18 protein-coding genes are annotated in these 22,491 nt (G+C 50.5%); 14 read left to right on the top strand and 4 right to left on the bottom strand.

The annotated features are described in order from the left end of the window. Positions 1–96 precede the first annotated feature (96 nt). The 7 genes from RGU70_RS12825 to RGU70_RS12795 all read left to right on the top strand — a co-directional run bounded on the left by RGU70_RS12825 (position 97) and on the right by RGU70_RS12795 (position 7,721). Positions 97–663: a PAAR domain-containing protein gene (locus tag RGU70_RS12825; RefSeq protein WP_322209787.1), complete on the top strand. Its 567-nt coding sequence runs from the start codon at positions 97–99 to the stop codon at positions 661–663. Continuing rightward, on the top strand, positions 663–1,565 hold the full coding sequence (locus RGU70_RS12820; RefSeq protein WP_322209786.1) for a DUF6402 family protein: 903 nt from the start codon (positions 663–665) through the stop codon (positions 1,563–1,565). Before RGU70_RS12825 ends, RGU70_RS12820 begins: the two co-directional genes overlap by 1 nt. A gap of 362 nt (positions 1,566–1,927) precedes the next feature. Then, the gene (locus RGU70_RS12815) at positions 1,928–2,407 is read left to right on the top strand and encodes a hypothetical protein (RefSeq protein WP_322209785.1); all 480 of its coding nucleotides are present in this window, start codon (positions 1,928–1,930) and stop codon (positions 2,405–2,407) included. A gap of 547 nt (positions 2,408–2,954) precedes the next feature. Then, a complete protein-coding gene (locus tag RGU70_RS12810; protein WP_322209784.1) occupies positions 2,955–3,521 on the top strand; it encodes a PAAR domain-containing protein in 567 nt (188 codons plus the stop codon). Continuing rightward, positions 3,521–4,423 carry a DUF6402 family protein gene (locus RGU70_RS12805; RefSeq protein ID WP_322209783.1) on the top strand — a complete coding sequence of 301 codons (903 nt, stop codon included), beginning with the start codon at positions 3,521–3,523 and terminating at the stop codon, positions 4,421–4,423. Before RGU70_RS12810 ends, RGU70_RS12805 begins: the two co-directional genes overlap by 1 nt. Before the next feature lie 168 nt (positions 4,424–4,591). After that, the gene (locus RGU70_RS12800; RefSeq protein WP_322209782.1) at positions 4,592–5,092 is read left to right on the top strand and encodes a hypothetical protein; all 501 of its coding nucleotides are present in this window, start codon (positions 4,592–4,594) and stop codon (positions 5,090–5,092) included. A 115-nt stretch (positions 5,093–5,207) separates the two neighbouring features. Further along, a complete protein-coding gene (locus tag RGU70_RS12795) occupies positions 5,208–7,721 on the top strand; it encodes a DNA internalization-related competence protein ComEC/Rec2 (RefSeq protein WP_322209781.1) in 2,514 nt (837 codons plus the stop codon). 128 nt (positions 7,722–7,849) lie between these two features. Here RGU70_RS12795 and RGU70_RS12790 read toward each other — a convergent pair whose 3' ends face one another. The 4 genes from RGU70_RS12790 to RGU70_RS12775 form a co-directional block, all read right to left on the bottom strand. Continuing rightward, complete coding sequence (locus RGU70_RS12790) at positions 7,850–8,842, bottom strand: response regulator transcription factor (RefSeq protein WP_322209780.1); 993 nt, start codon at positions 8,840–8,842, stop codon at positions 7,850–7,852. Further along, positions 8,823–12,224 (bottom strand): ATP-binding protein, encoded by a 3,402-nt coding sequence (locus tag RGU70_RS12785; protein ID WP_322209779.1) that lies wholly within the window; start codon positions 12,222–12,224, stop codon positions 8,823–8,825. Before RGU70_RS12785 ends, RGU70_RS12790 begins: the two co-directional genes overlap by 20 nt. A gap of 205 nt (positions 12,225–12,429) precedes the next feature. After that, positions 12,430–12,813, bottom strand: a complete 384-nt coding sequence (locus tag RGU70_RS12780) for a hypothetical protein (protein WP_322209778.1) — start codon at positions 12,811–12,813, stop codon at positions 12,430–12,432. 224 nt (positions 12,814–13,037) lie between these two features. Next, on the bottom strand, positions 13,038–14,369 hold the full coding sequence (locus tag RGU70_RS12775; RefSeq protein WP_322209777.1) for a DUF6402 family protein: 1,332 nt from the start codon (positions 14,367–14,369) through the stop codon (positions 13,038–13,040). A gap of 595 nt (positions 14,370–14,964) precedes the next feature. Here RGU70_RS12775 and urtA point away from each other — a divergent pair. The 7 genes from urtA (at position 14,965) to fmdA (ending at position 22,485) form a co-directional block, all read left to right on the top strand. Next, positions 14,965–16,218 carry an urea ABC transporter substrate-binding protein gene (gene urtA, locus RGU70_RS12770; protein WP_322209776.1) on the top strand — a complete coding sequence of 418 codons (1,254 nt, stop codon included), beginning with the start codon at positions 14,965–14,967 and terminating at the stop codon, positions 16,216–16,218. 108 nt (positions 16,219–16,326) lie between these two features. Then, the gene (urtB, locus tag RGU70_RS12765; RefSeq protein WP_322209775.1) at positions 16,327–17,244 is read left to right on the top strand and encodes an urea ABC transporter permease subunit UrtB; all 918 of its coding nucleotides are present in this window, start codon (positions 16,327–16,329) and stop codon (positions 17,242–17,244) included. Between the two features lie 66 nt (positions 17,245–17,310). Further along, complete coding sequence (gene urtC, locus RGU70_RS12760) at positions 17,311–18,486, top strand: urea ABC transporter permease subunit UrtC (protein ID WP_322209774.1); 1,176 nt, start codon at positions 17,311–17,313, stop codon at positions 18,484–18,486. Then, on the top strand, positions 18,483–19,247 hold the full coding sequence (gene urtD / locus RGU70_RS12755) for an urea ABC transporter ATP-binding protein UrtD (RefSeq protein WP_322209773.1): 765 nt from the start codon (positions 18,483–18,485) through the stop codon (positions 19,245–19,247). Before urtC ends, urtD begins: the two co-directional genes overlap by 4 nt. A 91-nt stretch (positions 19,248–19,338) precedes the next feature. Then, positions 19,339–20,028 (top strand): urea ABC transporter ATP-binding subunit UrtE, encoded by a 690-nt coding sequence (urtE, locus tag RGU70_RS12750; RefSeq protein WP_322209771.1) that lies wholly within the window; start codon positions 19,339–19,341, stop codon positions 20,026–20,028. A gap of 102 nt (positions 20,029–20,130) precedes the next feature. Next, the gene (locus tag RGU70_RS12745) at positions 20,131–21,162 is read left to right on the top strand and encodes an aliphatic amidase (RefSeq protein ID WP_322209770.1); all 1,032 of its coding nucleotides are present in this window, start codon (positions 20,131–20,133) and stop codon (positions 21,160–21,162) included. Between the two features lie 150 nt (positions 21,163–21,312). Continuing rightward, positions 21,313–22,485: a formamidase gene (fmdA, locus tag RGU70_RS12740; RefSeq protein ID WP_322209769.1), complete on the top strand. Its 1,173-nt coding sequence runs from the start codon at positions 21,313–21,315 to the stop codon at positions 22,483–22,485. Positions 22,486–22,491: the final 6 nt, after the last annotated feature.

Raw genomic sequence — 22,491 nt, 5'->3', positions numbered from 1 at the left:
GGATAGACAAGAGAAATCGCCAGTCCCTTCTTTCGTCTGTTCTTCTTAAAACAATTCAGTAAAAATGCCGTCTTTACATTTTGTAAAGATGACAACATGTTGCGGAAAATTGTGGTGGTCGGCGATCCGCTCAGCTCGGGCGGGGCCATTTTGGACAACGCCAATTCCACCTTTACGGTCGGCGAAGAGGGGTATATCGCCGCGCTGATCGGCGGGCCGGTACGGTGCGACGCGTGCAAAAGCACCGGCACCATTGCCAAAGCCGGCGGCCCCAGGCGATTGCAGTTCATGGGCGAAGTGGCGCTGGAAGACGACATTGTGCAGTGCAAATGCTCCCCGCCACCCCTTCTCAAAGCCACGCTGCACCTGACCACCACCTTCGACGACGACGCCGAATCGCAAGCCTTCCTCCGACCTGCCGTTCCCGTTCAGCAAACACACACCGCCGCTTCGGACGCCTCACGTCGCTTTGACGAGCACTTTGTTTTGTACGATAAGCAGACCGGACAGCCGACCAGCGGTTTTATGTACGGCATGAAAACTTCGTTCGGCGAGCATCACGACGAAGCCTATGAAGACGGTGCGACCGGCAAGGCGTTTTCGCAAAGTCCGCTGGAGGTGGAACTGCTCTACGCCGTACAAAAAATAATGGGGATTCGATAATGCCTCTCGCTCGTTCAGTCACTAGCCCCGCCTCGCACACCGAGGGAAAGCGCGTCGATGTCGACGTCTTCCATCTTGATGAAATTCCCGGTGCCATGGACAACATGGGCTGGACCATCGCGCCGAAGTTGATGCGACGCTGGTTTGCTAATCCCTTGTTCAGAATGTCGGAGGATATGCGTGAAGCTAAGGCGAGGGATGCTCGCGGTGCCAGGATCGATCTGGATTCAATGACGCTGAAGCCGGAGCAATATGATGACCAGATTCTCAAGATGGAATGGATTTTTAGGTTTGAGGAAATAAAAAAACTAGCGTTCGAACGTATGAAAACAGCAAATTGGAAAACCCATAAAGGAGTCAGGATATTACTCAAACGTTTAGCTAAAGTAGGGTGGAAACCGGGGAAATTACTCCCTGTGAAATTGGGTCATACGAACATGGGAGCGCGAGAGCTTGATTCTGTATGCCAGATGAATTTCCACGCATATACAGCTTCGCAGCTACAAGTAGATGAATTTTTAGGTGCTGTTGGGTCATTCATTTTTAAGATCGCCGTTGTGGGTGCCGCATCCTGGGGGCCAATAAAAGGGAATGTGTTCACGGTAAAAAAAGTGGGGATTTATATCCGGGACACTTATGATTTTATTAATGAATATGAGCCTTTAGGTGTATGGAAGCGATCCGGCTGTCTGCCGCCTTTAAAAGCAGCTGCATACTATCTATTGCTTAAAGGTAGGGATTGGTTGGAGTTAAGTAATTCATACCCAGGATATGTTGCAGCAAGCAATCAAAATTTTCGTGATTGGCAGAATAAGCATAAATCGGGGGGTGACTTCATTATTTATTCTGACGTTTTTTGGTTTGATTCTGATGTGACTGAATTTTCCTTAGATAATTACTAATTATTAAAATAAAGAGAAATTATGGTTGCAATAGAATTTTTAATATTAGAGATTTTTGAAATTATTGTTGTGTCAATAGTCTTTGCACCTTTTATATATGCAACAAGAGACTCTTGGTTAATTGTATTAAAATGGATTATAAATAAAAAATATAAATTAATGTCATTAATTTTAATTGCGTTTATTTCATTAACTTCTCTATATTTATTAATGCAGATATATTTTTTGATTATTGTGTATTTAATTAACTGGATTTTATATGTGTCTCCTTATAAGTAGTTTTTTATTTAAATATAATATTTAATTTTTATAAATGTATTGTATTTTAAGGGTGATTTATGGGAGGTGTATTTTCAGATTTCATGGCTTCAATTTTCTTTTTTATGGCAGTGTTTGTATATATTCATTATTTATTTTTTGAATTTTTAACTCTATTGGTTAAATTTTTAGTTTTAAAGATCCACAATAAAAAAATAAAAATTATTTTTTTTAAGAGGCCGATGTTAAGGGGTTTTATATTTGGTTTTATTTTTATTTCAATTAATTATATCCATGATGTTTACGTAAGAGCAATTGCTTCGGATTGCTCTATTGATAAGTCGACAAAAGATGATGGAATCTATACAGCAGAAGTTTGTCGTTCTCCGTACTCGGTAATTAGATTACGCATTTATGATTCGAAAAGTAAAAAATTATTGGCGGAGCGAAATTTTAGAAATATATATTCAATTGATATTTCCTGGACGGAAAAAGAAATATGGTTTCGAGGAAGAGGGGCGAGTGAGGAATATATCAATCTGCCACCCACATTATCCGACAGGATTTTGGCTCAACTTCCTTGAAGACAGGCGCGAATGATGCCGCATCCATCAGATACTTCCCCCCCCGTGACTAAATACTACTTTCCCCCTATTGATATTGCTTGGCATCCTCCTGTGTGGAACCGGACTGCATAGTCTTTCAAAAAAACAAGCGGAAGCCGTGCATGGTGTTCCGCGCTGGCTATGCAAGGCAATGCTGTGTCTGTGCATCGGTTTCAGCATCGGTTTTTTGTGGGCAGCGTTGATGGCGCAACTGCGGCTGGACGATGAATGGTTTGTAATCCCACGCTGGTGATGCGGTGTCTAGCGACTTTTTTTGGCCAGTCAAAATACTCATTGGCCCGATTTGCCCCATTAGTCCAATCAGTCAAAGTCGGCAAAGTGCTCAAACGGCGATGACAAGGACAGCAGCGACACTGTTCGATTCCGGTTTCATCCGTATTTTTTTGCGCTTTCGGCGTTACTTGTCCGAGGATAGGCAAGAGAAATCGCCAGTCCTTTCTTTCGCCTGTTCTTCTCAAAACAATTCAGTAAAAATGCCGTCTTTACATTTTGTAGAGACGACAGCATGTTGCGGAAAATTGTGGTGGTCGGCGATCCACCCAGCTCGGGCGGTGCCATTTTGGACAACGCCAATTCCACCTTTACGGTCGGTGACGAAGGGTATATCGCCGCGCTGATCGGCGGGCCGGTGCGGTGCGACGCGTGCAAAAGCACCGGCACCATTGCCAAAGCCGGCGGCCCCAGGCGATTGCAGTTCATGGGCGAAGTGGCGCTGGAAGACGACATTGTCCATTGCAAATGCTCCCCGCCGCCGGTCCTCAAAGCCACGCTGCACCTGACCACCACCTTCGACGACGACGCCGAATCGCAAGCCTTTCTCCGACCTGCCGTTCCCGTTCAGCAAACACACACCGCCGCTTCGGACGCCTCACGTCGCTTTGACGAGTACTTTGTTTTGTACGATAAGCAGACCGGACAGCCGACCAGCGGTTTTATGTACGGCATGAAAACTTCGTTCGGCGAGCATCACGACGAAGCCTATGAGGATGGCGCGACCGGCAAGGCGTTTTCGCAAAGTCCGCTGGAAGTGGAACTGCTCTACGCCGTACAAAAAACAATGGGGATTCGATAATGCCTCTCGCTCGTTCAGTCACTAGCCCCGCCTCGCACACCGAGGGAAAGCGCGTCGATGTCGACGTCTTCCATCTCGATGAAATTCCCGGTGCCATGGACAACATGGGCTGGACCGTCGCGCCGAAGTTGATGCGACGCTGGTTTGCTAATCCCTTGTTCAGAATGTCGCAGGATATGCGTGAAGCTAAGGCGAGGGATGCTCGTGGTGCCAGGATCGATCTGGATTCAATGACGCTGAAGCCGGAGCAATACGATGACCAGATTCTCAAGATGGAATGGGTTTTGGGGTTTGAAAGAGTAAAAAAACTGGCATTCGAATTCATCAAAACGCCAAATTGGAAAACCCCTAATGGCGTTGATTTATTACGTAAGCGATTAACGAAGCAGGGATGGAAACCAGGGAAGTTATTGCCGATGAAGTTGGGGCATATGGGCATGGGTGCGCGAGAACTAGATTCTGTATGTCAGATAAATCGTTATAAACACAAAGATCCACGGACACATGTGGATGATTTTTTAGGCGCAATTGGATCTTTCACTTTTAAGATCGCCGTGGTCGGTTCTGCATCATGGGGGCCAATAAAAGGGAATATATTTACGATTAAAAAAATGGGTCTTTATATTCGGGATACTTATGATTTTAATGGAGAATATGAATCGTTAGGTGTTTGGAAACGCTCTCAATGCTTAACGTTGTTGGATGTAGCAGAGTACGTTGCTCTACTTATAAAAAAAGATTATTTAACAATATATAAAAAATTTTCAGGAGCTGTTCCTGTATTTAATTTTAATTTCCATCAGTGGCAGGATAAGCATCATTCCGGAGGCGATTTTATTATTTATTCTGATGTTTTTTGGTTTGATGCTGATGTAACTGAAATAAATTTAGATGAATATTAATATATCTAATTATTGTAATATTTAATCCATTTAAAATAGGTTTAAAGTAGTTATTGTTTTATATAAAAAAATAAATAGATAAGTATATTTAAATTAATTGTTATTTAAATGGGTTATTGAATATTAATTTTAATTTATTTTGTTGATTGTTTAGATTTATGGTGATTTATGGGTGATGCATATTCTGGCTTAATGGCTTCAATCTTCTTTTATTTTTTGATTTTTACTTATTCATCATATTTATATGTTGAGTTGATCATCGCATTTTGTAATTTTGATAATTTAAAAAATAATAAGAAAAAAATAGATATTAATTTTTTCAAGAAACCTGTAATCAGGATATTGTTAGCAGGTTTAATTTTTATTTTATTAAATTACATTCATGATGCTTATATACGTTCTATTGCTACTGCTTGCTCTCTTGAGAAATCGACACAGGATGGTGGAATTTATACAGCGGAAATATGTAAGTCACCACATTGGGTCATGAGGTTACGCATTTATGATTCACAAAGTAAAAAATTATTAGCAGAGAGAAATTTTCAAACTTCGGGATCGATTGATATTTCATGGGTCGGGAAAAAAATGTGGTTTTATGGCGAGGCGGGAGAGGAATATATCAATCTGCCACCCACATTATCCGACAGGATTTTGGCTCAACTTCCTTGAAGACAGGCACGAATGATGCCGCATCCATCAGATACTCCCCCCCGTGACTAAACACCTCCTTTCCCCCAATCCCCTCCCGGCCATGCCATGCCGGGCAATCTGCGTTTAATCCTCTGTGCGTAGCACCATCTTCGGTTTCGCTGCAGGTATCGCTGGTTTGCAGCAACAAGCCAGCTTGCCCGGCGTCGCTTTGTCCTTATTGATATTGCTTGGCATCCTCCTGTGTGGAACCGGACTGCATAGTCTTTCAAAAAAACAAGCGGAAGCCGTGCATGGTGTTCCGCGCTGGCTATGCAAGGCAATGCTGTGTCTGTGCATCGGTTTCAGCATCGGATTTTTGTGGGCAGCGTTGATGGCGCAACTGCGGCTGGCCGATGAATTGCCTGTCGCATGGGAGGGGCGCGATGTGACTGTCATCGGCAGCGTCGCTAATTTACCGGATCGTTTTGCGCAAGGCGTGCGTTTCGTATTGGCGGTTGAGGAGATCGTGGTGCAGGGTGGCGTGCGTCCGCCCCTGCCGTCCACGCTGGCGTTGGCGTGGTACCGCACTCCCGGCGGCGGCGCTGTGCCTGAGGTGTCGCCCGGTTCTCGCTGGCGTTTGACCGTGCGTCTGAAACGGCCGCACGGTAACGCCAATCCCTACGGATTCGACTATGAAGCATGGCTGCTGGAGCAGGGCATACGCGCGACCGGTTATGTGCGCGGCGCGGTGAGTGCGGTTAATACCGCTAGTACGCTTAGTACGATTAGTGCCGATGGCAATCATCAGCTTGATCCCTTTCTGATCACGCCGGGGAATCTGGTACAGCGTCTGCGCGGCTGGTTGCGCACACGCATTCTGAAAACGCTGGCCGGCCGTCCTTATGCCGGGGTGATCGTGGCGCTGGTGATCGGCGATCAGCGTGCCATCGCACAGGAGGACTGGACGGTATTTAATCGCACCGGCGTTGGCCATCTGATTTCGATTTCCGGTTTGCATGTGACCATGGTTGCCGGTTTGTTCGGCGGACTGGTCGGTGCTTTGTGGCGGCGCTCGTTTTTTACTCGCCGGCAACTGCCTTTGCGACTACCCGCGCAAAAGGCGGCCATTCTGGCGACAGTAGCGATGGCGTGGGTCTACGTCCTGCTGGCCGGTTTCGGTGTGCCTGCACAGCGGACTTTATATATGTTGCTGGCTCTGGGAGCGGCATGTTGGTCTGCGCGACTGGTGAGTATGCCGACAGGACTATGCGCTGCACTGGGTCTGGTCCTGCTGCTCGATCCCTGGGCCGTGTTGTGGCCCGGCTTCTGGTTATCGTTTTTTGCGGTGGCGATAATTTTATATGCAGGGAGCGGACGTCTTCAGATCGCGCAGAGCAGGGAAGCGGATGCAGAACAACCAGTTCCGCCATCGTACTGGCGCACTCGGCTTGACGCTCTCCGCCTCAGCGTATGTAGCGCGGCGCGTACCCAGTATGCGGTGACGCTGGGTTTGCTGCCCCTGACTGTCTTGCTGTTCGGGCAGTATTCGCTGCTCAGTCCGGTGGCAAATGCTGTGGCGATTCCGGTGATTAGTTTGCTGGTGGCGCCACTAGCGCTGATCGGCAGTATCTTGCCCGCGCCATTGATTGGATGGGTGCTGTTGCCTGCGCATGCCGTGATTGACTGGCTGGCGGCTTTGCTGCATCAACTGAGTGCCTTGCCGTTCGCAGTCTGGCAAGCGCCGGTGCCGCCGCTATGGATTTTTGTGGCGGCCTTATTCGGGACTTTGCTGCTGATGGCTCCGCGCGGCTGGCCTTTGCGCTGGTTGGGCGCATTCGCCTGTTTGCCCCTGTTGCTGAATCGCCCGGCGACACCGGCTCCGGGCAGCATGTGGATAACGGCCTTCGATGTCGGGCAAGGCATGGCGCTGCTGGTAGAAACGCCAGCGCATCGCTTGCTGTATGACACCGGGCCTTATTATTCGCCGGAGTCCGATGGCGGCAGCCGAGTCATTCTGCCCTACCTTCAGGCGCGGGGAATTACGCGGCTCGATGCCGTGGTGGTTTCTCACAGCGATAACGATCATTCCGGCGGTGCCTTGTCCTTGTTGCGTTCCGTCGCGGTGGAACGTGTGTATTCGTCGCTGCCGACGCAAAGCGATATTGTGCGCGCCAGTCCGCGCCATCAACGTTGCGAGGCGGGTCAGCACTGGCAATGGGAGGGCGTGGAATTTTCCATGTTGCATCCGACTTCCGATAGCTACCAGCAGGTGCAACTGCGACCGAATGCGCGTAGTTGTGTATTGAAGGTGACGCTGGGCAAACAATCGATTTTGCTGCCCGGCGATATCGAAGCGCCGCAGGAAGCCGAACTGCTGGCCACCGGCGTCGATGTGCGCGCCGATGTATTGCTGGTGCCGCATCACGGCAGCGGCACCTCATCGACTGTCGCTTTTCTGGAAGCGGTCGCACCGGAAATAGCACTGTTCCAGCTCGGTTACTTGAATCGTTTTCACCATCCCAAACCAGCGGTGTTCGATCGTTACGGGCGCATGGGCATCCGGCGTTTGCGCAGCGATGAATCCGGTGCGATTACGCTTGAGTTCGGGCCGGGTCTGGATGTAGCGGAATACCGACGCTCACATGCGCGGTATTGGTACGGTCGCTGAAATTGCGTCTGCTTTTGTTTCTGCATCAATCGAATCGAATCGAATCGGATCGGATCGGATTGAATTAAATTAAATTGAATTGAATTCAATCCGATTCGAGCAGAAAAGTGCTTGCTCACTGCCGTATTTCAGGAGGGGAGTGGCACCTGATGGATCGCCATGCCGACCGCCGCCGAACGGGTCTCCACGCCCAGCTTGATGAAGATATGTTCCAAATGCTTGTTAACTGTGCGCGGGCTCATGCCCAGGATGTCGGCGATATCGCGATTGGTTTTTCCTTTCGCCAGCCAGATCATGACGTCGTTTTCGCGCGGCGTCAGTTCATATTGCCGAAGTGGATCGGCATCCGTTCCGGTGATTTTTTTCGCGGCGCTATGGGCGCTATGGGCGCTATGGTCGCTTTGTGCGTGGGGCTTTTCATCCAGCAGCAAGGTCAGCTCGGCGGTGCGCGCATTTTTTTCCAGGCGAATACTGAGCTCGCTGTCTTCCATGACGACAATCAGCGGCGCAGGCGCATGTTCGCCGGGATGCGCGGTAGCGAGACTTTCATTGACCCATGCCTGCATCCGTGGCGGCAATTTGGTGATGCAAGCCTGATCGCTGCTGACCTGGAAATATTTTTCCAGCCAATGCGCGGCCTTGGCGGATTGCCACAAGGGCATGCCATTGGCATTGAGCACAATCACGGCGTTGGCCGCTGCGTCGATCACGCCACGCGCTTGCGACATCATGCGCGCAGTGCGGATATGCGCGCCGATGCGGGCCACGATTTCTTGCGGACGAATAGGCTTGGTCACATAGTCGATGCCGCCCACCTGAAAACCTTTAACCACATGTTCGGTTTCGGTCAGTCCGGTCATGAACACCACCGGTACGTGATCCAGATGCTTGAGCAGTTTGATGCGGCGGCAGGTTTCAAAACCATCCATGCCCGGCATGATGGCGTCGAGCAGGATCAGGTCAGGCGTGATGCGTTGCAAACGCTCCATGGCCTGCATGCCGTCGGTAGCGACGAGGACAATGTGTCCGCTTTCGTCGAGGGCGTCGGACAACAGCGCCAGATTATCCGGCATGTCGTCGACGATCAGTATCACATGGCGGTCAAATCTGGTCGGCATCATGGTGCATCATCTCCTTGATACGTTGACTGTAATCGTTGAGCCGGAAGCGCTTGACCAGACGGCGCAGTTCTCCGGTAAAAGGCAGGTGTGCCGGATTTTCTTGTTCGATATCGTCCAGCTTTTGCAGAATCCCTTTGATGTAGCCGATCTCACCTAGCTCCAGCAGATCGCGCATCGTGCTGCTGGACGGCACCAGTAACATGGTGGGCGGCAGCAGCTTCGCTACATACGTCGCCGGATCAACAGGGGGCGCACCGGCGACCCAATCGAGATTCAGGTGCAAACGGATTTTGTACAGCAATTCATTGAACGATACCGGTTTGACGACGAAATCGGTATGCAGCATGGCTTCCGAATATTCCGTCGGTTGGTCGGCAGAGCTGGCCGAAACCATGATGACGGGCAGCGTTGTGTGGCCGCCAGCGCGAATGGCGTGGCAAACCGCCCAGCCATCCATGCCCGGCATGGAGATGTCGAGCAATACCAGATCGGGCGGCTCAACGAAAATAGCGGCAAGTCCAGCGGCACCGCTGTCGGCCTGCGCAATGAGAAAACCGAGCGGCGACAGGATGGCGCTCAACACCGCACGCTGCGAAGCCTGATCGTCAATAATTAATACGCGACGACGACGTCCGAGATAGCCGGACATCTGGTCTTCCAGCTTCACGCGTGTGCGCGGCGCATGCACCTGCGGCAAATACATTTTCAGATGAAAGGTGCTGCCCGCGCCAAGGACGCTGTTGACCGTCATTTCCCCTCCCATGATATGCGTGAGCATGCTGGTGATGGCCAGCCCTAGCCCGGTACCGATCTCTTCCCGTAAATTAGCGGCATTGCTGCGTTCGAACGGCAGAAAGATGCGGCTCATGTCTTCTTCTGCGATGCCTATGCCGGTGTCGACGATGTCGAAATAAGCCATTTCACGCGCATGATGCACGCGGAGAATGATGCTGCCCTGATCGGTAAATTTGACGGCATTGCCCAGCAGGTTGATGAGAATCTGGCGCAAGCGTTTTTGATCGCCATGCACAACCTCAGCCAGGTTGTCGGTTTTCTCAAAGACAAAGCGCAGGCCTTTTTTCTCCGCCTGCGGCGCAATCATGTCCACGATCTGATCGAGAAATTCATGGAGCGGAATTTCATCGCGGGCCAGCCGCATTTTTCCGGCTTCAATACGGGCAATGTCGAGCAGGCCGTCGATCAGACTGAGCAAGTGTTCGCCGCTGCTGCGGATGATGCCGACCGCGTCGCGTCGTCCGGCGGGGATGGTGGGATCGAGTTGCAGGATTTGCGCATAACCGAGGATGCTGTTGAGTGGCGTGCGCAGTTCGTGACTCATGCCAGTGACGAAGCGGCTCTTGGCCAGATTGGCGGCTTCGGCCGCTTCCTTGGCGTGTTGCAGTTCGGCATCGGTTTGTTTGTGCGCTTCGATTTCCTGCAACAGCAGATTGGTTTGCCGCTCGGACTCTTCCAGTGCCACCTTGCGGCTTTCCTTGGTCAGAATCAGCCACCATGCGCCAACACCCGCCAGCACCATCAATACGGAAAACAATTTAATGAATATTGTCGAAAGCGAACCCGGCGTGCCGGCACCCAGTGCATCGATTTGCTGAAAATACAGCATCCACAAAATCAGCGCGAGGCTGGCGGATAGCAGGCTAAACACCACCAGATAATGCCCGACACGGGTATTGAACATGCCGCTAAACCGCGGTGGAAGGATGGCGCTGACGGCATGGGAAATCTGGTCTGACATGCGTGAATCGGTCTTGCAGCGGTCGTTGCAGCGGGCGTCGAGCGAACAGCACAGCGAGCAGATCGCCCCCTGATAGGCGGGGCAATGCGCCATGTCGGGCGTTTCGAATTGTTTTTCGCAAATGACGCATTCCACCAGCGTTTGTTCTTGCGCAGCCAGCGTGTCATGTCGCGCAATGTAATACCGGCCTTGGGTAAACCAGGCAATTGCCGGTGCGGTTAGCATGGCGCTGCCGAGTGCGATGAAAGGCGACATGGCTTTCGCCAACGGGCCGGCGATGCCCGTCATGGCGATGGCCGACAGCACCGACGCCAGCAGCATGGCACCGACCCCGACCGGATTGATATCGTACAGATGCGCACGTTTGAATTCGATATGCGGCGGGCTCAATCCCAGCGGCTTGTTGATCACCAGATCGGCCACGACCGCGCCTATCCATGAAATCGCCACCAGTGAATAAAGAGCCAGCACATGCTCCAGTGCCTTGAACACGCCCAATTCCATGAGCAATATGGCGATCACCACATTGAACACCAGCCATACGACCCGGCCGGGATGGCTGTGGGTGAGTCGCGCAAAAAAATTCGACCATGCCAGCGAGCCGGCATAGGCGTTCGTGACATTGATTTTGATTTGCGAAATGACCACAAACGCCGCCACCGCTGCCAGCGCCCATGCTGGATTGGCAAAGACGTAGCCATAACCGATCAGATACATTTGCGTCGGCTCGATCGCCTTATCCATAGGGACAAAATGTTCGATGGCAAGCACTGCCAGCAGAGCGCCGCCCAGCATTTTCGCCGCACCGATCAGCGACCAGCCGGGTCCGGCCAGCAGCAGGGCGCTCCACCAGCGCAGACGATTGGTTTTCGTTTTTTCTGGAAGGAAGCGCAGAAAATCGACTTGCTCGCCAATTTGCGCGATCAGCGAAAACGCCACCGAAGCAGCCGATCCGAACAGGATCAGATCGAATTTTCCTCCATTATTGCTACTGCCGGCGAAGGCCGTCAGGCGCTCCAGAATGTGCGGTTCCTTGTGGAGTACCGCAATAAAGGGCAGCACAAGCAGGACGAGCCACAAGGGTTGCGTCCACATTTGCAGACGGTTGATCAGCGTGATGCCGTACGTCACCAGCGGGATGATGACGAGTGAGCAAACCACGTAACCCCAAGCCAGCGGCATGCCGAAATACATTTCCAGCGCCTGCGCCATGATCGACGCTTCGATCGCAAAAAAGATGAAGGTGAACGAGGCATAGATCATCGAGGTAATGGTCGAGCCAATGTAGCCAAAGCCTGCGCCGCGTGTGAGGAGGTCCATGTCGACGCCGTATTTGGCGGCGTAATAGCTGATCGGCAGGCCAGTCAGGAAAAACAGCATGGTCACGCAGAGGATGGCCCAGAACGCATTGGTAAAACCATAGTTGACGGTGATGCTGCTGCTGATGGCTTCCAGCGCCAGAAAGGACACGGCGCCCAATGCCGTGTTGGCCAAACGAAATTCCGACCACTTGCGGAAAGAACGCGGCGTGAAACGCAAGGCGTAGTCTTCCAGCGTTTCGTTAGCGACCCAGGTGTTGTAATCGCGCCGGATCTTGATGATGCGTTGCGGAGCGGGGGCTGTCACGGTCGGGGGCGTCTCTCTGGATGAGTGTGGCGATTGTCATGCGCTTAGTTTTTTACGGGGCGTGACGGTATTTGCTTTATTTGCATATGCTATTAAGCAATATACGTGCCGGTGAGATGGGCTCCCCATAGAGAGTGTTAGGTTTTGTGTGCAGATCAAGCCTGAACTCCCTTGGGGCTTTCTTAAGATTGTTTCTTGCGGGGGATTAATTGAAAAGCGGGAGTTTTGCTTTTATCCAGTCCCAAGGCGTGGGTGGCATTGAGACCATGCTTAAGGGCTCATCGCTGACGTGGTCGTGGTAAAGAATCCCTTCATCCGTGTATATAAGTTCTCGTGGGCTTGCATCATTAAAACGGAGTATGAAGTAGCGCTGGGCCAGAACCTTCGCTTTCTCATCCAGAATTTGCATCCTGATTTCATTTGAGCTGTTGAAGGTAGGTGTTCCACAGAGCTTGATATTGTATTTTTTACCATTGAACTGATGGATTCCCCCGTTTAATTTATACGTGAACTCATCACATTTTTCATAATCCGTTGGGATTAAGTAAGAAAAAATAAATATGAATGAGTATCCTATCAATGGAATCAAAAAAATAATTCGCAATTTATGCCATATTATTTTTATATTTTTTGATTTGTATATCCAATAGGCAATATAAAAAATTATAAATGTCATGGATATATAAAATATTTCAAAATTAAATTTCAATGCAAAAATAATTAAATAAACGCTAATTTCATTGGGAATGATGATGAGCAATATTAAAATTAAAAAAATTACTGTAAAAAAATAAAATATTTTCTTTGTAGTACTTACATGGTTCCTGCTGGCTTGCATAAAGTCTCCATATTGAATTCAATTGGTTTTTTCAATTTCATATATTTAGGAATTGAGTACACCATGAAATCCATTCCTTTGTTATGTTTGATCCTCCAATCGTTGTAGTTTTTATTAAATACAGGGAAATAAACATCCTTTTTAATCAGCTTTCTGATCATGCCTGTTCTCTTGTCCACAGGTTTGTCAAGGGGATTATCCATAAGGTAATTTGGATTAAAATCTGTTTCTATAAAATTAGAATCGCCCATGTTGGAATAAATTTTTAATTTACCCATTCCCTTGCCATCAATAAGCTGGCTTATTATTCCACCCTTAGTGACAATAATTCCCTTCTTGTTCCAATGTCCAAGATATTGACTTTTTTTAGGGTCATTATCATTAAATGAATAGTTATCTTTTATATAAACATAAACGTGGGTGATTTTAACTTTTACATCACGACAATACGACTTTGTATTTTTTGAATTGTCGTATATATAATATTTGTCGCCATTAACTTCAACGCGGCCAATAGCAATATAAATATTGAAATTCGCCAAAGATCCTGTTAAGTCAGTAAAAGTCATTATTCCATTCGTTGTATCTGAGTCTGATATGGCGGAATATTGAAAATGCCAATCACGATGGAATTCTCTTAAATTATTTACGTAGGCTGTTGTGCTAAAATTTAAATCGATGGAATTATTAAAATTTTTATTAAATATTGGTTTGAGTTTATTTTTTAAAATACTAATAGATTTATCATTGTAAATAGATGTTGAAAATAATTCCTTATATTTATCTTTCACGCAGCCAAAATTCAATGCCCAATCCAAGGTGATAGTTGAATCATCTATCGGCTGAACAGAGTTCAAATCATCATCCCAGATGTTTTTTGAGCCAGCGAACCATTTTCTGGCGAGCTTGGCAGAAACAGGCCATCCCATTGCCTCCATCGCGGCTGGAATGTCCTGAAGATCAAATGCCGGAATTTTTGCATGGTCTTCCGCATCAAGTTCTTTGGGCTGTGGTTGTGGCGGTGTCTTTATGGACTCCTTGCGTGGCTTCTTCTTTGCTTGGGCAGCAAGGGCTCTCTGGTTTGCTTCTTCTGCTTGCTGTGTTTTGAGTCGTTCCGGAGTGAGTTTGGGGGGGTTAGGCTGCGGTGGTGGTTTTTCACCCGGAGCAAGCCGGTCATACGAGACTGTTTGAAGGGTGTTGATGGGGACGCATCCTTCTGAGCCCATGTGACATTTCCACTTCGGACTTGTGAAAGGAATACCTGACGCCCCCATTTGGTAATACGGTATCTTTTTTACTTTTGCCATAGACGAAACACTTCCCTGAAGTAAAGTTAATCGGTAATGAAAAAGGGATTGATGTTTCCCGTCATTACGATGACATGAAACTCCGTTGGTTCAATTGCAAGCGGGGCGGGTTGGCTTAATTGTGCCAACTATAAAAGTCCTGGCATACGTCAAATGACGTATGCCAAAACGGACTACCAGTCTGCTTCAGGGTGTCGTTCAAGTTTCTTCACGTTTCTTTCGAGCAATCCCTGTCTTTTGTTGGTGCATGACAGAAACTTCTCTTGTCAATTGAGTGGGCGCTCTTTTTTGGTGCGCATTTCCAAGGGGCAAGTCCTGCCTGGTTTCCCGTTCTGGTGCATTTTCAGCGTCCTTCCCGAAATGTGCCGTTTGCAAGTACTACGCACGAGAACGCATGCACGACGCAAATACGACCCCGGCACGACCCAAATATGTCCCAAGCGCTACGTTAAACAACGTATTGCCGCACAGCAGTCAAAAATCTACTCTTCATCCCGTACTGAACCCCCTCTGAAAACACGGTAGTCGGACGTCGGTTTTGAGTCGTCCCGATGGCGTCAACATTTGTTTCACCACCATCCTGAAGGAGCACTGCATGTCGCAACGTTCAATTTCGAATATCGCGTCACTTCACCGCCGCAAGGTTCTGATGTGTCTCGCCGCCAGTGCGGCCATTGCATTGCCAATGTCCGTTTTCGCACAACAGTTTCCGACCTCCAAGGTCAACACCACCAAGTTAGCCGTGACCGATACGGAAGTCATGGTCGGGCAGTTGCATTCGGCGACCGGCACGATGGCGATTAGCGAAACCGGTTCGATTCAGGCGGAGCGGATGGCCATCGACCAGATCAACGCTTCCGGCGGGATTCTCGGCCGCAAGATCAAAATCATCCAGGAAGATGGTGCCAGCGACTGGCCGACCTTCGCTGAAAAAGCCAAGAAGTTGCTGCAAAACGATCACGCTGCGGCAGTCTTCGGTTGCTGGACTTCGGCTTCGCGCAAAGCCGTGTTGCCGGTGTTTGAAAAAGAAAATGGTTTGCTCTACTACCCGACTTTCTATGAAGGTCTGGAGCAATCGAAGAACGTCTTTTATACCGGTCAGGAAGCCACACAACAGGTGTTGGCAGGTCTGAACTGGATTGCCAAGGAAAAGAAAGCCAAGACTTATTTCCTGGTGGGTTCGGATTACATCTGGCCACGCACTTCCAACAAAATCGCACGCAAGCATATTGAAAACGTGATCAAGGGTTCCGTGGTCGGCGAAGAATATTACCCATTGGGTAATACGCAGTTCGGTTCGTTGATCAACAAGATCAAGCTGAAAAAACCAGATGTGATTTTTGTCGATGTGGTCGGTGGCAGCACCGTGGCGTTTTTCAAGCAGTTGAAGGCCGCTGGCGTTACCGCCAAGACCCAGAACCTGTTGAGCATTTCGGTAACAGAAGATGAAATGCTGGGCATCGGCGGTGAAAACGTCGAAGGTTTCTATTCGTCGATGAAGTATTTCCAAAGTCTGGATAATGCCAACAACAAGAAATTTGTGGCGGAATTCAAGGCTAAATTTGGCCCTAGTTCAGTGATCGGCGATGTGACTCAAGCCGCTTATCTGGGACCGTGGTTGTGGAAAGCGGCAGTCGAAAAAGCGGGTAGCTTCGATGTCGATAAAGTGGTGGCGGCTTCGCCAGGCATTGAGTTGAAGAATGCGCCTGAAGGCTACGTCAAAGTCCATGCCAATCATCATCTGTGGAGCAAAACACGGATTGGTCAGGCGCAAAAAGATGGTCAGTTCAAGGTGGTCTATGAGTCGGAGCTGATTGAGCCGAATCCTTTCCCTAAGGGCTACCAATAAATCGCCGTCAGGTGATTGAAGGGTAAATCCACTTTGCAATCCTCGTTCCGGGCGGTGCAGTCGCCGCCCGGATATTCATGTGTACCGTTTGTTCCGTCAGGAGTCTTCATGGTCTCGCTATCCGAATTCGGCGCTATTTTTGCCATGCAGGGTTTTAACGGACTTTCCGTTTTTTGCGTGTTGTTACTGATGGCGCTGGGTCTGGCGATTATCTTCGGCCAGATGGGTGTCATCAATATGGCGCATGGTGAGTTCCTCACTATCGGCGCTTACATCACGTATTTTTTGTCGCAACTCACTACGCATTACGCTCCCTCGCTGCAACCCTATTATTTTTTCGCCGCCATCGTGCTGTCTTTCCTGGCGGCGTATGGCGTCGGTTATCTGACGGAATGGCTGATGATCAGCCGTCTCTACAAACGCCCACTCGATACGCTACTGGCAACCTGGGGCCTGAGCCTGATCATGCAGCAAACCTTCCGTTCGGTGTTTGGTGCGAAAGAAGTCAGCGCCACCTTGCCGGAATGGTTGATGGGCTCCTTCAAGCCAACTGAAAATATCGACATCCCTATCAATGGCGTGTTCATCATGGGTCTGACGATCTTGCTGACCGGCGGTATTTTTCTGCTGCTGTTCCGTTCGCGTTATGGCTTGCAGGTGCGTGCCACGGTGCAGAACCGCATCATGAGCGGCGCAGTCGGCATCAATACCCGCAAGGTCGATCGCAGCACGTTTGCGCTGGGCTGTGGCGTGGCCGGCATCGCCGGTGCGGCCTTCACCACTATCGGTTCGACCGGCCCTACCAGCGGTTCGCTGTACATCGTGGATACCTTCCTGGTGGTGGTATTCGGCGGTGCGCAAAGTCTGATCGGCACGATAACTTCGGCCTTTGCCATTGCACAGACGCAATCGACCGCCGAGTTTTTCCTGACCGGTTCCATGGCGAAAGTGCTGACGTTGTCGGCGGTGATTTTGATTCTGATGCTGCGCCCGCAAGGTTTGTTTTCAGCACGTTTGCGTAAGTAAGCTCACTGCCTTCTTCCGCACAACGACCAGCCCCTCTCTATTTGCACCAAGGCACAAAGGCTCAACATGAATTCTCTCTATCAAAAATTGCTGGGCGGGCGGTCCGGTGCCATCGGCACGCTGATCCTCGCGGTGCTGCTGCTGGTGGTGTTTCCGCTGCTATTCGATAGCTTTCGCCTGAATCTGGTGGGCAAGTATCTGACGTATGCCTTCGTGGCAGTCGGACTGGTGCTGTGCTGGGGTTACGGCGGCATTCTCAGTCTTGGACAGGGCGTGTTTTTTGGACTGGGCGGCTATTGCATGGCCATGTTCCTCAAGCTGGAAGCGTCCGATCCTATCAGTACCAAAATTCAATCGACGCCGGGTATTCCTGATTTCATGGACTGGAATCAGATCACCGAATTGCCGCTGCTCTGGCAGCCCTTCCATAGCCTCGGCTTCACCATTCTGGCGTTGATAGCAGTGCCGGTGTTGCTGGCTTTGATTATCGGTATCGCCATGTTCAAGCGACGTGTCGGCGATGTGTATTTTTCCATCGTGACGCAGGCAATTGCGGCCATCTTGTCGATTCTGATTGTTGGCCAGCAAGGTCTCACCGGCGGCATCAATGGCATTACCGATCTCAAGACCATGTTGGGTTGGGACATCCGTACCGATAACGCCAAGCTGATTCTTTATTTCATCAATGCCGGATTGCTGCTGGTCTGCATTCTGTTCGGTCGTTACATCCTCACTTCCAAGCTGGGACGTTTGCTGATGGCGATGCGCGACAAGGAAGAACGGGTGCGTTTTTCTGGTTATGACGTGGCCAGTTTCAAGATTTTCGTCTATTGCGTGGCGGCACTGTTCTCTGCCATCGGCGGGGCGATGTTCACTTTGCAGGTCGGTTTCATGTCGCCTTCTTTTGTGGGGATCGTGCCTTCCATCGAAATGGTGATTTACGCCGCTGTTGGTGGTCGCATGTCGCTGCTGGGTGCGGTGTACGGCACTTTGCTGGTCAACTTTGGCAAGACCTTTTTCTCTGAAACTTTCCCTGAACTGTGGCTGTTCCTGATGGGTGGTTTGTTCATCGTCGTAGTGATGTATTTCCCTAACGGTCTGGCGGGTTTGTATGACAGTTATGGCAAGAAGTGGCTGGCGTTTCTGCCACTGGGTAAATCGCGCAAGGCAGTGCAAGAGACGGAAGAAAAAGCGGCATCCGGTATTCCCCTTGATGGTGTCAGCCTGGAGGTGACGAAATGAGCAAGCCTATCGGATTCGAATCCACCGATCATCCGGTGCTGGCAATTGAAGGCCTGACCGTTTCTTTCGATGGTTTCAAGGCAGTCGATCAACTCAACCTGTATGTACAGCGCAATGAAGTGCATGTGGTGATTGGCCCTAACGGTGCGGGTAAAACCACGGTGCTGGATTTGATCTGCGGCAAGACGGCGGCGACCTCAGGCAGCATCCAGTTCAAGAACCTGGAACTGACCAAAATGCGTGAGCATGAAATTGTGCAAGCCGGTGTCGGTCGTAAATTTCAGACGCCTTCGATTTACGAAAATCTGAGCGTATTCGAAAACCTGGAGTTATCTTTTCCACGCGGTCGCAAAGTATTCGGCGCATTGGTTTTCAAGCGCAGCGCTGATGTGGTGGCGCGGGTGGAGGCGGTGGCGGCGGATATTTTTCTTCAAGAGCATCTTCATATGCAGGCCGATCTGTTGTCGCATGGGCAGAAGCAGTGGCTGGAAATCGGCATGTTGCTGATGCAGGAGCCTGAGCTGCTGATGCTCGATGAGCCAGTCGCCGGCATGAGTGTGTCGGAGCGTGAAAAAACGGCGGAGTTGTTGGGACGGATCAGTCAGGGCCGTTCGGTGCTGGTGATTGAACACGACATGGATTTCGTCAAGAGCATTGCGCACAAGGTAACGGTGCTGCATCAAGGGAAAATTCTGGCCGCCGGCAGCATGGAAGCGGTGCAGTCCGATCCGAAGGTGATTGAGGTTTATCTCGGTCATTAAGACTGAAAAACGCAGTCAGAGATTGAGTCGGAGATTCAGTCAGAGATGCAGTCAGACGTTATCCGATCTTTATATTTTTTTGGGAGTTCTCATGTTCAAGGTTGCGCATCTTGCTTCAGGTTACGGCCAGAGCCAGGTCATTCACGATATCAACCTCAATGCCGGCAAACAGGAAATCGTCGCCGTCATGGGACGCAATGGCATGGGGAAAACCACCTTGTTCAAAACCCTGATGGGGATTTTGCCGTCGCGTGATGGCAGCATCCAGATCGATGGTGTCGAGCTGACCAAAATGGAAAGTCATCAGCGTGTTGCCAGCGGCGTGGCCTATGTGCCGCAGGGTCGGATGATTTTTCCTGGGATGACGGTGCTGGAAAATATTCAAACCGGTTTGCCGGCGTCCGCGATGGGCAAAGTGCCGGAAGAACTTTATCTGCTTTTTCCTGTGCTTTACGACATGCGCACGCGCAAGGGTGGCAATCTTTCCGGCGGACAGCAACAACAACTGGCGATTGCCCGCGCTTTGGCGACCAATCCCAAAGTGCTTCTTCTGGACGAGCCGACTGAGGGCATCCAGCCATCCATCATTAAAGATATCGCCCGCAGCCTCAAGGAGATTCGCAAGATCCGCGAGCTGACCATCATAGTTTCCGAGCAGGTGCTGAGTTTTACGATGGAAATTGCCGACCGCTTTCTGGTCATCGACAAGGGACGCTTCGTTTATGAAAACACCCGGGATCAGGTCGATGCTGCAACGATCAGCAAGTATCTGTCTGTTTAATTTATCTGCTTAATTTCCAGTTGAGGTTTCAGCTGAGTTTTTCGGTTTGGTTTTTTTGTTGCTTATCGACGACCAGACCGGTGCAATCACAGGGAGCACTACATGAGACATGGTGATATTTCCAGCAGCAAAGATGCGGTCGGTGTGGCCGTCGTCAATTACAAGATGCCGCGTTTGCATACTCGCGAACAGGTGCTGGACAACGTCCGCAATATTGCGGCGATGGTGGTGGGGATGAAGCAGGGTTTGCCGGGTATGGATCTGGTGATTTTTCCTGAGTATTCGAGCCAGGGAATCATGTACGACCATGATGAAATGATGGCGACCGCCGCCACGATTCCCGGCGAGGAAACGGCGATTTTCGCCGAGGCTTGCCGCAAGGCGAATGTGTGGGGCGTTTTTTCATTGACCGGCGAGCGGCACGAAGAGCATCCGGCCAAGGTGCCCTACAACACGCTGATTCTGATGAACAATCTGGGCGAGATCGTGCAGAAGTACCGCAAGATCATGCCGTGGACGCCGATTGAAGGCTGGTATCCGGGCGAGCAGACCTATGTGTCCGAGGGACCGAAGGGCTTGATGATCAGCCTCATCATTTGTGACGACGGCAATTATCCTGAAATCTGGCGCGATTGCGCCATGAAGGGCGCGGAGTTGGTGGTGCGCTGTCAGGGTTATATGTATCCGGCCAAGGAGCAGCAGGTGATGGTGTCCAAGGCCATGGCCTGGATGAACAATATTTATGTCGCGGTGGCCAATGCCGCCGGTTTCGATGGCGTGTATTCCTATTTCGGCCATTCGGCGATTGTCGGTTTCGATGGTCGTACGCTGGGCGAATGCGGTACCGAAGAAATGGGCATTCAGTATGCGGAGCTGTCGGTCACTGCGATCCGGGATGCGCGCCGCAACTGGCAATCGCAAAACCATTTATACAAGCTGCTGCATCGCGGTTACACCGGAAAAATCAATTCCGGCGAAGCGCCCGAAGGTGTGGCCGATTGTCCTTTCGATTTTTATAAAACCTGGGTCAACGATCCACAGGCGGCGCGACGTCAGGTGGAAGCACTGACGCGGACGACGGCCGGTACGGCGGAGTGCCCTATTCCCGGTATTCCTCATGGGCCGGCGACCTGATGCGATGGCTTGAGTGTATGACTTGATCTAATGATTTGAGTCCATGACTTTAGCCGATCACTTGCGCTGATGAAGGGGATCTCTGCTGCGCATTGTTTTTTTCTCTGCACTTTTCCGTTTCACTTTTTCGACACCGACCAGGAGTTACGAATGCAACATTTCAAAATCAAACCGGGCGTACCGTTGGCACAGCAAGCTGAGCTGGGACACAATCGCTGGCATCCTGATATTCCTTTTTTGTCCTCGGTTAAACCGGGTGAGTCCATCCTGATCGAATCGCTGGATTTTCTCGATGCGCAGATCAAGGATACGGATGATGTGTCCGATGTGCAGAATGTGGATCTGACCCGCGCGCATCCGCTTACCGGGCCTTTCTATGTGGAGGGTGCGGAGCCGGGCGATTTGCTGGTGATCGATTTGCTCGACATTAAACCGATTACGCCGGTGGGTTTTTCTGGTGTGTTCGCCAAGGAAAACGGCGGTGGTTTTCTGGCCGACATGTTCCCCAAAGCGGATAAGGCCATCTGGGACCTGAAGGGTTTGTATGCGACTTCGCGCCATATTCCGGGCGTGCGTATTGCCGGTCTGACGCATCCGGGACTGATGGGTTGTTTGCCTTCACACGATTTGCTGGCGGAATGGAATCGTCGCGAAGCGCCGCTGGCTGCCAAAGGTTTAGCGCAGCCGCCCGATCCGCTGACGGCGGTGTTGCGTGGTTTGTCCGGCCCTAAATTCGATGCGATGGCGAAAGAAGCGGCGCGCACTGTGCCGCCGCGTGAGCATGGCGGCAATACGGATATCAAGGATTTGTCGGCCGGTACTCGTATTTTCTTCCCGGTGTATGTGAAGGGCGCCGGTTTCTCGATGGGCGATTTGCATTTCTCGCAGGGTGACGGTGAAATTGGCTTCTGTGGCGCGATTGAAATGGATGGCGTCAGCCATGTCGGTTTCGATCTGATCAAGGGCGGCATGGCGAAATACAATATTACGTCGCCGATTTTCATGCCGAGTATCGTCAAGCCGCATTACGAGCAATGGCTGACCTTTGAGGGTATCAGCGTTGAAAACGGCGTTAACTATTACCTGGATGCGACCGTGGCTTATCGTCAGGCCTGTTTGAAGGCGATCGATTACCTGACGCATTTCGGTTACACGGGAAGTCAGGCCTACATGCTGCTGACGGCTGCGCCGGTAGAAGGGCGTATCGGCGGGATTGTGGATATTCCGAACTGCGCGTGTACGGTTTCCATACCGACGTCGATTTTCGATCAGGACATCACGCCCAAGGGCATGTTGAACGATAAGTCTTATTGGGGCAGATAGGAGCCG

It is taken from the genome of Herbaspirillum sp. RTI4 (genome assembly GCF_034313965.1).
In the GTDB taxonomy this organism is placed as follows: Bacteria; Pseudomonadota; Gammaproteobacteria; order Burkholderiales; family Burkholderiaceae_D; genus Herbaspirillum.
This window is presented reverse-complemented; position numbering and strand designations above follow the sequence as displayed.